Source organism: Akkermansia muciniphila (assembly GCF_040616545.1).
Taxonomy (GTDB): Bacteria; Verrucomicrobiota; Verrucomicrobiia; order Verrucomicrobiales; family Akkermansiaceae; genus Akkermansia; species Akkermansia muciniphila_E.
Genome location: NZ_CP156688.1, coordinates 212,491 through 227,576, shown reverse-complemented (window position 1 = coordinate 227,576; position 15,086 = coordinate 212,491). Strand labels below are relative to the sequence as shown.

Annotated in this window: 11 protein-coding genes and 1 CRISPR repeat array (1 of these 12 running past the window's edge); of the genes, 7 read left to right on the top strand and 4 right to left on the bottom strand. The window is 61.4% G+C overall.

What is annotated here, in order from left to right; genetic code table 11:
* Positions 1 to 16: 16 nt before the first annotated feature.
* The 4 genes from ABGM91_RS00890 to ABGM91_RS00875 form a co-directional block, all read right to left on the bottom strand.
* A complete protein-coding gene (locus tag ABGM91_RS00890; RefSeq protein WP_354832990.1) occupies positions 17 to 1,000 on the bottom strand; it encodes an MlaD family protein in 984 nt (327 codons plus the stop codon).
* 18 nt (positions 1,001 to 1,018) lie between these two features.
* On the bottom strand, positions 1,019 to 1,837 hold the full coding sequence (locus tag ABGM91_RS00885) for an ATP-binding cassette domain-containing protein (RefSeq protein ID WP_215429020.1): 819 nt from the start codon (positions 1,835 to 1,837) through the stop codon (positions 1,019 to 1,021).
* 15 nt (positions 1,838 to 1,852) lie between these two features.
* A complete protein-coding gene (locus ABGM91_RS00880; RefSeq protein WP_290566108.1) occupies positions 1,853 to 2,653 on the bottom strand; it encodes an ABC transporter permease in 801 nt (266 codons plus the stop codon).
* Positions 2,654 to 2,728: 75 nt separating this feature from the next.
* Entirely contained in the window at positions 2,729 to 4,129 is a 1,401-nt protein-coding gene (locus ABGM91_RS00875) for a hypothetical protein (RefSeq protein ID WP_354832987.1), read from the bottom strand.
* Positions 4,130 to 4,294: 165 nt separating this feature from the next.
* On the opposite strand from ABGM91_RS00875, the gene ABGM91_RS00870 reads away from it, so the two are divergent.
* From ABGM91_RS00870 to ABGM91_RS00840, 7 genes are all read left to right on the top strand, one after another.
* Positions 4,295 to 6,145 (top strand): ABC transporter ATP-binding protein, encoded by a 1,851-nt coding sequence (locus ABGM91_RS00870; protein WP_215429023.1) that lies wholly within the window; start codon positions 4,295 to 4,297, stop codon positions 6,143 to 6,145.
* Positions 6,139 to 7,923 carry an ABC transporter ATP-binding protein gene (locus tag ABGM91_RS00865; protein WP_354832985.1) on the top strand — a complete coding sequence of 595 codons (1,785 nt, stop codon included), beginning with the start codon at positions 6,139 to 6,141 and terminating at the stop codon, positions 7,921 to 7,923. Before ABGM91_RS00870 ends, ABGM91_RS00865 begins: the two co-directional genes overlap by 7 nt.
* 108 nt (positions 7,924 to 8,031) lie before the next feature.
* Positions 8,032 to 9,993 carry a phospho-sugar mutase gene (locus ABGM91_RS00860; protein ID WP_354832983.1) on the top strand — a complete coding sequence of 654 codons (1,962 nt, stop codon included), beginning with the start codon at positions 8,032 to 8,034 and terminating at the stop codon, positions 9,991 to 9,993.
* Positions 9,994 to 10,090: 97 nt separating this feature from the next.
* Positions 10,091 to 10,636, top strand: coding sequence for a hypothetical protein (locus ABGM91_RS00855; RefSeq protein WP_102713949.1), 546 nt, complete (start codon positions 10,091 to 10,093; stop codon positions 10,634 to 10,636).
* A 115-nt stretch (positions 10,637 to 10,751) separates the two neighbouring features.
* Positions 10,752 to 11,963 (top strand): cell division protein FtsA, encoded by a 1,212-nt coding sequence (gene ftsA, locus ABGM91_RS00850; protein ID WP_102713795.1) that lies wholly within the window; start codon positions 10,752 to 10,754, stop codon positions 11,961 to 11,963.
* A 26-nt stretch (positions 11,964 to 11,989) separates the two neighbouring features.
* The gene (locus tag ABGM91_RS00845; protein ID WP_354832981.1) at positions 11,990 to 13,450 is read left to right on the top strand and encodes a hypothetical protein; all 1,461 of its coding nucleotides are present in this window, start codon (positions 11,990 to 11,992) and stop codon (positions 13,448 to 13,450) included.
* On the top strand, positions 13,450 to 14,865 hold the full coding sequence (locus ABGM91_RS00840) for a DUF6056 family protein (RefSeq protein ID WP_354832979.1): 1,416 nt from the start codon (positions 13,450 to 13,452) through the stop codon (positions 14,863 to 14,865). Before ABGM91_RS00845 ends, ABGM91_RS00840 begins: the two co-directional genes overlap by 1 nt.
* 16 nt (positions 14,866 to 14,881) lie before the next feature.
* Positions 14,882 to 15,086: a CRISPR direct-repeat array (repeat unit 33 nt; unit sequence GTTTCAATCCACGCACCCCGTGTGGGATGCGAC); it runs 298 nt beyond the window's last position.

Here is a 15,086-nt window from a genome sequence, read left to right as displayed (position 1 = left end):
GAATTGTTCGCGTTCCTCAGCGGCGGCTTCCTGAAAAACCGCCGCGGGGGTCCGGCTTGACCTGGGGTTCGTTCGGGTTCCGGTAGCGCAGGATGCCGTAATCCCTCAGGTTGCGGATGAATTCCTGGGCATTGGAACGGAAACGGGCATCGTAGAGGAGTAGCCCCAGGAAGCCCTGGTTCCTGCGCGCGTCCGCCGTAACGGAGGCGATTTGTTCGGACGCCTTGCGCAAGGCGGTCAGCGTGGGCGGGATTTCCTTGATGGCGGGGTCCAGGCGGTTGAGCTTTTCTTCCGCCCCGGCAATGATCCTGCGCGCGTCCTGCACGGTGTCCTTCATGGCCGCCATCGTGTCGGGAAGCTGTTCGCCCGCTTTGTCCATTTGAGAGAGCACGTTGGCGAGGTGCCGGAGGTTTTCCTGGCTCAGGATGCCTTCATTGATCAGTTTGGTGGTCTGGGCAAGTCCTTTGGCCGCCTCCCCGATGTTGAGAATGGCATCGTCAATGTTGTCGGAATTCTTCTCAATCTGCTTGAGGATTTTCAGGATTTCCTCCGTAGCGCCCACGGCGTTGTTCTTAAGCTTGCTGAAGTCGCTTTCCGCTTGTCCAATGACCGTGGCGTGGGGTTCAATGTAGTTACGTGTGGGATGGGCGGGGGGAACGATGTCAATGTACTTGTCTCCCAGGATGTTCTGCATGTCCACGCGGAAGACGGAGCCTTCCTGGATTTTCACGTCGCTCTGGATATTGGCTTCCAGCATGACTTCATTGCCGGAGGGCAGCAGTTCCGGAGCCTTGGTGACCTTGCCCACCGTCACGCCGCCCAGGCGCAGCTGGGAATCCTTGATGAGGCCCGCCGCATCCTTGAAGATGATGTTGATGGGGTAGGTCTGTTCCTTGGAGGTCTTGATATTGCCGAACCCCAGGATGACGCCGATGATCATCAGGATTCCGGCAATCAGGAAGATGCCCACCCAGGTTTCCGGCTTAATTTTCTGCTTCATGGCGCTGTGGTAAAATGGTTATTGTTTCCGTTCACGTTCCGCCCGTTCCAGCAGAACCCGTTGAAAGTTTTCATGCCTGCCGGTCAGGGCAGTCCAGTCTTCCCCGGAATCCCCGTACAGGAACCGTTGCAGGACTTCATCCCTGGAATGCAGGAGTTCTTCCGGGGTTCCCGTCCAGTAGACCTCCCCGTCTCTGAGATAGACGATTTTGTCCGCAATGCGGATCACGCTGGGCATGTCATGGGAGACAATGACGGTGGTGATTCCCTGGTCCTTGCATATCTGCCGGATGAGGAAGCTGATGCTGTCCGTGACGATGGGGTCCAGGCCAGCGGTGGGCTCGTCATACAACAGGCATTCCGGAGTCATGACGATGGCCCTGGCTACGGCCACGCGCTTGATCATGCCGCCGGAAAGGCTGGCCGGCATTTTTTCCTGCTGGCCCAGCAGTCCCACGGAGTCCAGGGCGGCGGAAATGCGGGCGTCCAGCTCCGTTTCGTTACTGATTCCCTCCTCCCGCAGGGGGAAGGCCACGTTTTCCCCCACGGTGAGGGAGTCGAAGAGGGCCCCCTGCTGGAACATGAAGCCTATTTTGCCGCGGATTTCCTTCTTGATTTTTTCCGGCGCGCCGCTGATGCGTCTGCCGTCTATGTCCACATAGCCGCCCAACGGGTCCATCAGGCCGTCCAGATGTTTCAGGATGACGCTTTTTCCCGCGCCGGACCCGCCGATCAAAGCCATCAGCTCCCCTTTTTCCACGTCAAAGCTCACGCCCTTCAGCACCTCCTGGGTGCCGAAGCTTTGTCTGAGCTGATGAACGCGGATGAACGGCTGCATGGCGGCGCGGGCAGGTTATCTCATGAACCCCATGGGGAAGATGGAGTTGAGAATCATGGTCAGGATGAAGTTGGCGATGAGAAGGGCCACGGAGGCGTATACCATGGCCTGCATGGTGGATTTGCCCACGCCCACGGCACCGTTCGTGGTGCTCAGGCCCTCCCGGCAGGAAATGGTGGAGATGATGAGACCGAAGACCAGTGCCTTCACAAGCGCCACGATGATATCCCCCATGGTGACGAATTTGCTCATGAAGTGCATCCAGTAGGCCTGGTCCACGTTGAAGGACGTAATGCTGACGATGTAGGCGGACGCGATGCCCACCAGCACGGCTTCCATCATCAGGATAGGCATGGAAATGAGCATGGCCTGAATGCGGGGTTTCACCAGGTAGTCCACCGGGTCCACGTTCATGGAGTTGAGCGCGTCCACCTGTTCCGTGACTTTCATGGTGCCTATTTCCGCCGCCATGGCGGACCCCACGCGGCCCGCCAGCATCAGCCCGGTGATGACGGGCCCCAGTTCCCGGAACATGCCCACGGCGACGACGGCCCCGCCCATGGTCTCCATCCTCACCGTCTGGAGCTGAAAGAGCGTCTGGGCTTCCAGCACGGCTCCGGTGAAGGCTCCGGTGATGATGACCACCGGCTGGGACTGCACCCCGATTTTTGCAATTTGCTCCACAAGAACGCGCATCCGGAACTTGCCGGACCACATGCAGGCAGCCACTTGGTAAAGCAGCAATCCGATTGACCCCAGGCGGTCAACCAGCCTCAGGGCGGCGCGGCCGACCATGGTGGCTAAATAGAATTGCATGGCTCCTACTAATCACTTCTTCCGCTGCAAGAGCAAGCGCAATGTGCGCCACGGGGAGAAAAGGAAGGCGCCGCGTCAATCCATCAGGCGGTGGACGTAAGGCGTTTCCGGTTCGTCGGGAGCGGAGCGCAGCAGGAGGCGCGGAGGCAGTTTCCGCCGTATCCATTCGGAGGCCCGGGCCCGCCGCTGCAGGCGGCGGATTTCCTGCTCCCGTTCCGGGAGCCTGTCCGCCAGCGGCGTAGCGGATTCATGGTTCCGGTGCAGGCGTATCAGGAGGCCGTCCCGCATGGCTGCCTCCGGCGCGGGGGTGAGGAGGCCGGGGAACAGGTCCGCCAGTTCCGTCTCATATAAATCACCCAGCGGCATGAAGTCTGCGGCCAGGGCTCCCGGAAGAAGCGGGGAATCCGTCATGACGTCCGTTCCATTCAGGGCGGAAAGCAGCAGCGCCCCCTCCTCCTGCGCCCACTGGCGCATGCTCCACATGGCTGTGAAATGCCCCTCCGGTCCCTCGCCTGCCGTAGGTGACGGGAAAGTCCATTCCCTGGCATGGATGCCAAGCTTGTCCGCCAGGGCTCGCGCCCGCGCAAGGTCCCGTTCCGGAGCGCCGGGAAGGCGGGGAATAAGCCCCGTTATCTTCAGGGAGGGCAGCGCTTCTTTTGACAAATGGGCCAGCAGGGGGGAAGAGGGGCTTTCCAGCAGGTTCAGGCAGGCGGAGACGTGCCCGGTTTTCTGGATGAAATCCGCCATGCCTTTCCGGAGGGCGTGCCGCAGCTGTTCTTCCGGCGCGGGCAGGGAAAAGGCCTGATGCACGGGAGCTTCCGCAGAGATGACGGCGGAATCCCGCTCAAAGAGGCGCAGCCTGCCCAGGAAGCTTCCGTTCCCGGACCAGGCGGAAGACGCGCCGGGAAGCAGGAAAGAACCCTCCCCCCCGGCCAGGCGTGAGGTGAACACGGGAAGTCCCGTTGCCTGTGTCAGACGGCGTTCCTCCTCTTCCTCCTGTTCCAGCAGTCCTGCACGCCATGCGCCGGAAGGCGTGCGCAGCAGCAGGCAGGGGACGGGGGAGGAAGGCGCCCAGGGGAAGATGGAAAATCCGGCCTCCCCCGTGTTCCGGAAGATGCCGGAGACGGGGACGGAGCCCGTGCAGGATGCGGAATGGGGGATAACGGTCTCCTGCGGAAAGGAACGGCCGTTCCGGAGCAGGTGGAAGCGAAGGCCTTCCTCGTCCGCCGCTCCCAGCACCAGCGGAACATCCGCGATCTCCTTTGCCAGATAGGCCAGGGCCGCCCGGTGCTGGGACCGGAAGCCGTCGCGCAGGGCCAGTTTCCCGGTGTGCATGCCGCTGAGGGCCAGAGGCGGGCAGAGCACCAGCTCCGCCCCGCCGTCCAGGCAGGAACGGTACAGTTCCACGATGGTTCTGAGGTTCCGGGGAAAGTGGCCGGGAATGGTTTCCGGCTGGATCAGTCCTGTTTTCAGCATGCCCCGGCAGGTTAGACCATTCCGGGGAGCCGGGCAAGCCGGGATGCGCGGGACCGTTCCTGCGGAGTTTTTTATCGCAAGGAGCTTGTCATCCATGGTCTTCATGGTATGATCTGCCCCGATTGCGCGCCGTCCGTTCCCGGGCGCATCAATCCGGAATTACTTATGAGGAAACAGTCAACACAGGGGCAGGAATCCTCCATGCAGCGCGCCGTGGCTCTGTGGCGCGAATATCTTCTCCCTTATAAAGGCACGCTGGTGTGGGCTGTGATGGGCGGCATGGTGGCCGCTGTCGCCAGCGGCTTTGGCGTTCCGGTGATTTTGCAGGAAATGTTTCCCGTGATCTTTGACGGAAAGCCGCTCCCCCCGTGGGCGGAACGCGTCCTCCTGTGGTATGTGAAGCCGGAAAACCTGCCCTGGGTCACGGTGTGGGCCACGGCAGCCATGCTGCCGCTGGTGGTGGTGGTCAAGGGCGTGTCTTCCTTCATTAATGTCTACCTGCTCTCCAAGATAGGCCTGGGCGTTCTGGAAACGCTGCGGCTCAAGGTGTACCGTAAGTACCAGGATTTATCCCTGGCCTTTCATGACCGCCAGCAGAAGGGCGACCTGCTGAGCCGCCTGATGCAGGATACCCAGTTCCTCCAGGGGGGGCTGGTGCAGATTGCCAATGACCTGATTATCCAGCCCCTGACGCTTCTGGCCGCGCTGGGCTTCCTGATTTACCGGGCCTCCGTGAGCCAGCAATTCCTGATTCTGCTGGCGAACATGCTGCTGGTGGGCGTCTGCGTGATCCCCATCCGCTACATCGGCAAGAAAATGCTTGCCCGCGCGCGGGTGGTTCAGTCCAGCCAGGGGGACCTTTCCTCCACGCTTCAGGAAAACTTCTCCTCCCAGCGGGACATCCGCGCCTTTGAACTGGAACAGCAGCAGATCGGGCTATTCAGGAGCAGGATTCACCGCTACATCCAGGCTTCCATCAGTGCGGTCAGGTGGCAGAGCCTGCTGACTCCCCTCATTGAATTCGTCAGCGCCATCGCCATGGGCGCCACCCTGTTTGTCGGCAACATGAACGGCATGAATATGGGGGACTTCGCCGCGCTGGCTACGGCCATGTATCTTTGCTATGAACCGGTCAAAAAGCTGGGGGCCGTCCACAACAAGGCGGAAACCCTGAACGCCGGGCTGGAACGCATCAACCATGTGCTGGACGCGCCGGACGACGTTCCGGAACCGGAGAACCCGAAGAGCCCGGAGGAATGGAAGGGGGAAGTGGAGTTCAGCAACGTGTGCTTCGGCTACCAGGAGGATGCCCCCGTCATGAAGAACATTGACATCCGCATTCCGGCGGGGCAGGTGGTGGCGTTGGTCGGTCCCAGCGGCGCCGGGAAAACGACGTTCATCAATCTTCTGTGCCGCTTTTACGACGTGCTCTCCGGCAGCGTGAAGGTGGACGGCATTGACGTGCGGGAAATGGGAAAGAAGGACCTGCTTTCCCACATTGCGCTGGTTTCCCAGTTCCCCGTGCTGTTCCGCGGGTCCGTAGCGGACAACATCCGCATAGGCCGTCCGGAGGCTTCCGATGCGGAGGTGGAAGAAGCCGGGCGCATGTCCGCCGTGGACAGCTTCATCAATGAAACGGGGGAAGGGTATGCCCGCATGATCGGGGAAATGGGGGAAGGGCTCTCCGGCGGACAGCGGCAGCGCGTTTCCCTGGCGAGGGCCTTCCTGAAAAACGCGCCCATCCTGGTGCTGGATGAAGCCACGGCCTCCCTGGACATGAAGAGCGAAGAGCTTATCCAGAAGGAAATTGAAAAACTGGCTTCCGGCCGCACGGCCTTCATCATTGCCCACCGGTTCAGCACCATCCGCATGGCGGACCGCATTCTGGTGCTGGAGAAGGGAAGCATCGTTGCGGATGGAACGCATGAGGAACTCATGGGTTCCTCCCCCCTGTACCGGGAACTTTACAACAAGCAGCAGATGGTTGCGGAAGAGGAAGGAGGCGCTTCATGTTAAGACAGTTTTTGGAATACGCGCGGTATTTGAAGCCGGTGATGAAGCTCTTCATCGCCGCGCTGGCCGCCGGGGCCCTGGCCGCCGCGGCCAGCGGGTTCGGCTTTCCGCTGATGATCGCCAAGGTGTTCCCGGTGGTGTTTGACAATACCCAGATTCCGCCGCAGTTTCAGGACATTCTGGCCCGCATGGTGGACCCGGAGCACATGCACATTGCCATCCTCGTGGCCGTCTGCTCCCTGCTGCCCCTGGTCTTCGCCATCCGGGGCATAGGCACGTTTTTCAACGTTTACTGGATCAGCATCGTCAGCATGAAGGTGCTGGAGGAAATCCGGCTGGACGCCTTTTCCAAGCTGCAGGCGCTGCCCCTCTCCTTCATAGACCGCCAGAAGCGGGGGGACCTGATCAGCCGCCTCATCAATGACGCCGCCAATGTGCAGGGGGGCCTGGTCATAGCGGCCAATGACATCATCAAGCAGCCGCTTACCCTGCTGACCGCCCTGGCGTTCCTGGTGTACAAGGTTTTTGTGGACCCGAATACGGCGGTGGTCCTGATGAACCTGGGGCTCATTGTCCTGGCGGTGTGGCCCATCCGCTTCTTTGGCCGCCGCGTGATGAAGAAGGCCAAGCAGGCTCAGGATGAGCTGGGCAATATCACGGCCGCTGCGCAGGAAAACCTGGCGTCCCAGCGTGAAATCCGTTCCTACGGCATGCAGGAACAGCAGGTGGGCCTCTTCCTGGGACTCATCCAGCGGTTCTTCCGGATCAACCTCAGAACGGTGAAGTACAGGCACTTCCTGGTGCCGGTGCTGGAAATGGTGACGGCGCTCGGCCTGGGCATCCTGCTGGTGAGGGGCCATGAAATGGGCATCACCAAGGCTGACTTCACGGCTCTGGCGGCGGCCCTGTTCATGTGCTACGATCCCCTCAAGCGCCTGGGCGTGACGCTGACCAACCTGAAAAGCGCGCACGCCTCCCTGGAACGCATCAACTACCTGCTGAAGGAGCCGGACACCATGCCGGAGGCCGCAGACCCCGTTCCGCTGGGGCGCGCCACCGGGCGTCTGGACTATGACGGCGTTTCCTTCTCCTATGACGGCGCGCGCAAGGTGCTGGACGGCATTGACGTTCATATCCGCCCCGGAGAAGTGGTGGGCCTAGTAGGCCCCAGCGGGGCCGGAAAGACCACGTTTGCCAGTCTTCTGCCCAGGTTTTACGACGTAAGTTCCGGCGCCCTGCGCCTGGACGGGGTGGATGTAAGGGATGCTTCCCTGCATGACGTGCGCAAGAACATCGCCTTCGTTTCCCAGCATCCCGTGCTGTTCCACGGCACCATCATGGAAAATATCCGGATGGGGCGGCAGGACGCTACGGATGAGGAAGTGATGGAGGCGGCCCGCGCCGCCGCCGCGGACGGTTTCATCATGGGCATGCCGGACGGCTACCAGACCATGCTTGGCGACGGAGGCAGCGGCTTGTCCGGCGGCCAGCGCCAGCGCGTGGCGATTGCCCGCGCCTTTCTGAAAGACGCCCCCATCCTGATTCTGGATGAGGCCACCGCCTCCCTGGACGCGGAGAGCGAGGCCCAGATCCAGCATGAGCTGGACCGCCTGGTGGAAGGGCGGACGGCCCTCATTGTGGCCCACCGCTTCAGTTCCATCCGCGTGGCCACGCGCATCCTGGTGTTTGAGGGCGGCCGCATCGTCGGAGACGGCACCCATGCGGAGCTTTACGCCTCCTGCCCGCTGTACCGGGAATTGTATGACCGCCAATCCCTTTAAACAGGGGGGAGGCAGCGCGCGGAAGACTTTTTCCTGTATCCGGATTTGGGCTCCTATGGCGGTTTTTTCTCAGGCCATGATGGAAAGAGCTATTGTCAAACAAGAGCCATGATGTACTATTCCGCCAGCATGAATACACTGGATGAATCCCTGACGAATGCCGTTAAAGAGGGGAAGCTTTTGGAGTCTTCCCTGACCAATATCCGCCTTCTTCTGGCCGGAACCAAATCCCCCATTGCGCGGGAGGCCGTAGAAGAACTGGCTTCCGCCGGGGACTGGGAGGAACTGAATGACCGTTTTTACAAAACCCTGGCTTTCGGCACGGGAGGGCTGCGGGGCCGCACCATCGGCAATATCGTGACGAAGGCGGAGGAAGGGAACGGCGGCGTGAACGGCCGCCCGGAATACCCCTGCGTGGGCACCGCCTGCATGAACTATTTCAATGTGGGGCGCGCCATGCGCGGCCTGATCATTTACGTGAAAAAGCATGTGGAAGCCACGGACCCGGGCAGGAAGCCCCGTCTGGTCATCGGCCATGACACCCGCCACTTCTCCCGGGACTTTGCGGAATTCTGCGCCAAAATCGGCACGGACCTGGGCTGTGACATCTATCTGTTTGACAGTCCCCGGGCCACCCCGGAAGTTTCCTTTGCCATCCGTGAGCTGAACGCGGATTCCGGCGTGGTGCTTACCGCCAGCCACAACCCCTCCCATGACAACGGCTTCAAGGCCTATTTCAGCGACGGCGCCCAGCTTGTGCCTCCCCATGACAAGGCCGTGATTGCGGAAGTGAACTCCCTGACCTCTGAAGAATATGAACCGCTGCCGGAAAACCAGCGCGGCTCCCTCCATGTGCTGGGCGCCTCCTTTGACCGCGTGTACATGGACCGCCTGAAAAGCGTGCTGCTCCGTCCGGAACTCTTCAGCAAGGGCGGGGCCAAAATCGTTTACTCCAACCTGCACGGCACGGGTGGCCACATCATCGTGCCCCTGCTGAAGGAACTGGGCTGCAACGTGCAGACCGTGGCGGCGCAGGACGTGCAGGACGGCCGCTTCCCGACGGTGGCCTCCCCCAACCCGGAAAATCCGCCAGCCCTGGCGCTTGCCATTGAACAGGCGGACGCCTCCGGCGCGGACATCGTCATTGCCACGGACCCGGACGCGGACCGCATGGGCGTGGCCGTGCGCGGGGAAGACGGAAAAATGCACCTGCTGACCGGTAACCAGATCGGCTCCCTGCTGGCATGGTACCGCTGCATGAGCATGTCTGACCTGGGCATCATTAATGATTCCAACCGTTCCCGCGCCGTAATGGTGAAAACCTTTGTGACGACGGGCCTTCAGGACGCCATCGGCCACCACTTCGGCTATGAAGTGGTCAACGTGCTCACGGGCTTCAAGTACATCGCCCAGAAGCTGGGTAAATATGAAGAGGCCATTCCGGCGGAAAAACGGAAAGACTACCGGAAGATGAGTGAAGCGCAGACGCGCGCCCTGCGGCTGGAATACAGCCGTTACTTCGTCTTCGGCGGGGAGGAAAGCTACGGCTACCTGGCCCAGGACTTCGTGCGCGACAAGGATGCCAACTCCGCCGCCATCATCTTTGCGGAACTGGCGGCCTACGCGGAAAGCGTCGGCAAGAGCCTGCTGGAACTGCTGCATGAACTCTTTGAAAAGTTCGGCGTGTATCTGGAAATGGGCAAGTCCCTGGTCATGGAAGGCGCGGACGGCGCGGCAAAAATCGCCGCCCTGTCCGCCTCCTACTCCTCCAACCCTCCCACGGAAGTGGACGGCGTGGCCGTCAGCGGCATCCGGGACTTCTCCAGGGGAGACATGGTGGATGCGGAAGGCGACCCCATCCCCGCGGAAAAGATGATCTTTGTGGACCTGGCGGACGGGCGCAGCTTTGCGGTGCGCCCCTCCGGAACGGAACCCAAGATCAAATACTACCTCTTTGGCCACGGGAAACCGGGCGTTCCCGTGAAGGAAGCCCTGCCGTCCGTCCAGGCTTCCCTGGACTCCCTGTGGGCTGCTGTTGAGAAGGATGCCCGCGCCCGTTCCAACGGCTAAATGTTGTTGATTTCTTTCCCCCGTCTACCATGTAATGTGGACGGGGGAAATTTATTTTCTTGCCAAGGGGGCCGGAATTCCGCAGTTTATAATTCTTATGACATTTGCGGTCCACAAAACTCTCTCCGTGGCCGGTGCCCTTTTGGCCGGCCTTCTTCTCTCCTCCTGTTCCTCCACCTCCCAGCAAGTCGAAGCCCCGGCCCGGCTCCCCGCCTACCACTTTGTGCCGGGAAAAACGGCCGTGCTGCACAACGGGAAAGCCATTCCCCCCAGGAATGCCCCGGCACAGGTAAAGCGCGCCATTGCGGCCGCCAATTCCCTGGTCAACAAGCCCTACCGCCTGGGCGGCGGCCACAGGAAGCACTATGATTCCCACTATGACTGCTCCGGCAGCACCTCCTTTGTGTTGAAGGAAGCAGGGCTGCTCACCTCTACCCGCCACTCCAAGCTGTTCCTGAACTACGGGCAGAAAGGCGCCGGGGACTGGATCTCCGTCTATGCCAAGAACGGGCATGTCTTCATGGTCATCTGCGGCCTCCGGTTTGACACCACCGGAAGCGGCCGCCGCGGCGAAGGCCCCCGCTGGAGGGTGGACGGCCGCAATGCCCGGAACTTCCTGGTGCGCCACCCCACGGGTCTCTGATCCGGGCCTGCGCAACGGAAAACCGCGTTTTTTGCGTATGTTCGCGCAGGCTTTCTTGAACAATGGAAAGTAATGTGCTATCAGGTGCCAGGACGTTGATAGTTCCTTGACTTTCATGGCTAAGACAAAAATTCACGTAGGGCTTGAGATAGGGACAAGCAAGACTTGCATGGTCGTGGGCGAAGTAAAGCCTGATGCGACCGTGACGATCATCGGCGTGGGTGAAGTTCCTAGCGAGGGAGTGGTCCGCGGCGAGATTGAAGACACCTCCAAGGTCATCCAGTGCATTTATGATGCCTGGAACATGGCCCAGGACCATGCGGACGTGGACATCATGACCGTCTACCTGTCCGTGACCGGGGCCCACATTGTGGGGCAGAACAACCGCGGCACCTTCCGCCTGCCTCCGGATGAAAGCATCATCTCCCAGGAGCACATGGACGAGGTGACGGAAATCGCCCGTGACATCGCCCTGGGGCCGGAACAATTCGTCCTGCACCGCGTGCCGGGCCTCTTCTCCGTGGACGGGCAGGAAAACCTGACCAACCCCGCCGGGCTGACCGGCAGGACGCTGGACATAGACTGCCACATCATCCACGGCATCAAATCCCGCATCACCAACTCCTTCCGCTGCGTGCGGGAAGTGCCCCTGGATATTGCGGATGTGGTCTTCGCCCCCATCGCCACGGCCCAGTTCGTGCTCAACAGGCAGGTCAAGCAGGCGGGCGCCCTCCTCATTGACATGGGGGCAGGCACTACGGACTACGTCCTTTACCTGGACGGCCAGCTGGTGGCCTCCGGCTGCGTGCCCCTGGGCGGCGACCATATTTCCAATGACATCACGCTGATGACCGGCATACCGCTGGCGCAGGCGGAACTGCTCAAAAAGACGGAGGGGGACGCCAACAGCTTTTCCGGAAAGACCAATGAAATGGTGCGCGTGCGCGGGGAAGGGAACATGAAGGACGCCGCCATTGAGCGCAACGTGCTGAATGAAATCATCCGCTCCCGCCTGCTGGAAATCTTTAACCTGGTTAAATCCTCCCTGCCCAAGGACACTTTCAAGGGCAACCGCTGCCACGGCGTTTACCTGTGCGGGGGCGCCAGCCTGATGCGCGGCGTGGGGGAACTGGCCTCCCACGTATTCGGCGTGGCGATCAGCCGCCCCACGCTGGTCAAAAACGGCGCGCCTTCCTACCTGGATGACCCGCGCTACTGCACGGCCATAGGCCTGATACGGTATGCCCAGATTCTAGATGCCGAACTGCCGCAGCAGCGGAGCTGGCTGGGGCGCGTGCTGGGCCTCTTCGGCAGGAAGAATTCCTGATCAATCTCCATCCCAATCAAAAAACCATGCTGGACTTTTCTCCCCAGGCCCCGTCCGGACTATCCGGAAAAATCTGCCTGTGCGGCATCGGCTCCGCAGGAACCAAGGTGATGGAAGAAGCGCTGCTACTGGCCCCGCAGGAGGCTTCCGTGTGCGCCATGAACCTGGACGCCCGCCTGCTGAACGCCTCCTCCGTTCCGTGCAAGGTCCATCTGGGGGCCAGGCTGACCCGTGGGCTGGGTTCCGGCGGGGATGCCTCCGTGGGGGCGCAGGCTGCCTGTGAAAGTGAATCCTCCATCCTCCGCGCGCTGGAAGGCAGCGCGCTGACCGTCCTTGCCGCCGGGCTGGGAGGCGGAACGGGGTCCGGCGTGGCGCCGGAAGTGGCGCGGCTGGCCAAGGAGCAGGGCTCCTACGTCGTCAGCGTCGTCATCCGCCCCTTCCGGTTTGAAGGAGACAGGCGCGCCGCCCAGGCGGATGAAGCCCTGTCCCGGCTGGCTCTGTATTCCGACATGGTCCTGCGATTTGACAATGACGCCATGGAAAGCCTCATTGACCCTGACAAGGGAGTGCTGGAAGCCTTTTCCGTGGTCAATGCCCTCATAGCCCGCGCCGTGCTCATCGTGCCGTCCCTGCTGAACTCTTCCGGAAGCCTGCTCCGCGTGGGCCTGGATGACCTGCTCCGCGTAGCCGGAACGGGGAAGGGAATTTGCTCCTTCGGCGTAGGGGAAGCGTCCGCGGACGTTTCCACGGCGGACATGCTGGACCAGGTCCGGCACTCTCCCCTTTTCCTGGAAAAACGTCTGGGGGAAGTGGATGACGTTCTGGTGCTGGTGCGCGGCGGCAGTTCCCTGACCCTGCATCGCCTGGAAGCCCTGGCGGGCGGAGTGGCGGAAATCCTGGGGAATGGAGTGCGCCTCCATATCGGCGCCTCCGTGGCTGAACAGCCGGAAGACCGCCTGTCCCTGACCGTGCTGGGCGTGGTGCCCGCAGAGGAACCGGCGGCTTCTCCCGCGCCTGCTCCCGTTCCCCGTCAGGAACCAGTGGCTCCGGCGGTGCTTGTACCGGAAGAAGAACCTTTTATCGGAGCGGGGAAAACCCTCATTCAACCTGTTGCTCCTGCCGCCGCCCCTGAACCGGAATGGCGTCCGGAGCCGGAACCTCCCGTTTCCCCCGTCGTCAGGAGGGATGACCGTGAACTGGAAGAAGAGCTGGTGCCCGTCCGGCCTGTGCCGACCGTGCCGGACGCGGAGGAAACGCCCTCGGAATCTGCTCCTGTTGCAGGAGCATCCGGAGCGGATGAAGAGCCGGAAGAAGAACTGCTCCCTGTTCCGGACATCAAGGCGCTGGAAGAAGGCACTCCTCCGGACGAAGGAGAGGAAGAACGCGCGGGACACGGACTGTTTGCGCGGGTGCGCCCCCTCATTCTGGACGGGGAAGACCTGGACCTGCCTCCGGCGCTGCGGAAAAAGAAACCGGAGCCGAGCTAATGCCCTCCCCCCGTACGTCCACGGTGTGGTTTTGGGCGCTGGTTGCCGCCGCCCTTTCGTATGTGGCTTTGGTCAGTTGGTGGAGTCCCTTTACTTCTGACACGTACCATCATGCCCTGACGGGCATGGAGCACCGTTTCTCCTTCAGCCTGGTCTGGGAACGCTGTGCGGCGTCCTACATGACCTGGAACCCCAGAATTGGGGAATACCTGGCGTTTGCCGTGGCTACGGCGGGCAAATGGCTCTTCCTTCTGCTCAACCCCTTTGTGCAGGTCGGCCTTGCGCTGATGATGTTTTACCTGGCCGCCGGGCGCAGGGTGGACCCCCGTTCCTGGCCGGACGTGCGGCTCTTCGGATTGGCTCTGCTCCTGCTCTTCACCTGTACGGCCCGGCCCGGCGTCACCATTTACTGGCTCTCCGGGGCCACCAATTATTCCTGGGCTGCCGCTCTCTGGCTGGGCTTCTTGTGCCTGTACCGCGGCCTGCTGGAAAAAGGGGAAAACGGAATAAAAGGAGAACGCGGGGAAGACGGCTGGAAAAAGTGGTCCGCTGTGCTGGCGCTGGGCTTCCTGGCGGGCATGACCAATGAAAACAACATTCCGGGCACCTGGCTCCTGCTGGGGGCCTTGTTCGTCTTCGTCCGCCTGGTCCGGAAAAGAAAACTTCCGCTGTGGTCTTATGCGGGGTTGGCGGCGCAGGTGGCGGGTTCCCTGTGCATGCTGCTGGCTCCCGGCGTTTCCGCCCGGATGAACTCCGCCACGCCCGGCTGCGCGGAACCGCTCTCCGGCGTGTGGGATAGGCTGGAAGCCGTTCCCGCGCTTCTGCTCCGGATGCATGAATACCTGGCCCTCCCTCTGCTGCTGGGCGCGGTTGCCGCCTGGATACTCTGGAAATGCTTCCGCAGGGACCGGAACTCCATCCGTCCATGGAAAATTCAGATTGGAACGGCTGCGGCATACATCCTGACGGCATACGCCATGGCCCTCTCTTTTGCCGCTGCCGTTGTTCCGGCAGACCATGCCATGTTCTCCGCCACCCTGCTGTTCGGCATCGGGGTGCTGGCTCTCCTTCACGCCTGGTACGGCATCCCCTGCGCCGTGCCGCGGCCCCGTATCTTTACAGCCGTTTTTCTCGTCCTATCCGGACTGTGTGTTCTTTCCACCTTTCACGACCATCTGCTCCTGTTCCGCCAGCATGAAAAGCGCGTCCGCCTGATTCTGGAGCAGAAAAAGGCGGGCGTTCAGGAAGTCGTTGTTCCGTCCCTGGAGCCCCCCTCCTCCTGGTGCTCCTTCATCTTCTGGGTGGACCTGTCCCAAAACCCGGATGACTACGTCAACCGTGGCGCCGCCATGTATTATGGGATTAAGAATATCCGCGCATTTCATGCAGGATGTGACGGGAAATCTCTTCCATAAAATTGACGGACGGTTCATTCCAATCTATGCATCCCGTGTGGGATGCGACGCCCAAGAGGACCATGAGCGGCTCCTTGTCTTTTTGTTTCAATCCACGCATCCCGTGTGGGATGCGACGCGCGGCCCCTGGTGGGCTTCCACCGGGGAGGAGTTTCAATCCACGCACCCCGTGTGGGATGCGACCAGCCCCACAACGCGCCGTATGCGCAGGCTCCCAGTTT